This window comes from Corynebacterium sp. (assembly GCF_030826625.1).
Lineage (GTDB): Bacteria > Actinomycetota > Actinomycetes > Mycobacteriales > Mycobacteriaceae > Corynebacterium.
Genome location: NZ_JAPJNQ010000010.1, coordinates 38,844 through 39,133, shown reverse-complemented (window position 1 = coordinate 39,133; position 290 = coordinate 38,844). Strand labels below are relative to the sequence as shown.

The 290-nt window shown below is 56.2% G+C and carries 1 protein-coding gene; it reads left to right on the top strand.

Annotated features, from left to right (window positions below):
* Window positions 1–290, top strand: a 290-nt coding sequence (locus RCH87_RS02540; protein WP_306515186.1) for a DDE-type integrase/transposase/recombinase, incomplete at both ends; no start/stop codon positions are given.

Below are 290 nucleotides of genomic sequence, written 5' to 3'. Positions count from 1 at the left end.
ATTCCCGCAGGGTACTGGGATGGGCTATGGATAGCGTGCAAGATACTTCCCTGGTTGAACGCGCACTGCGCATGGCTTATATCCTGCGTGGTGAAGTACCCGATGGCGTGGTCTTCCACGCCGATCGTGGTACCCAGTTCACCAGCGAACAGCTATGGCAGGTCTGTGACGAACTAGGGATTGCACAATCGGTTGGCCGTACTGGTGTCTGCTTTGATAACGCGATGGCCGAGTCGTTCTGGTCGACGCTTAAAACCGAATTCTACGACCGTAAGCGCTGGGCGACCCGT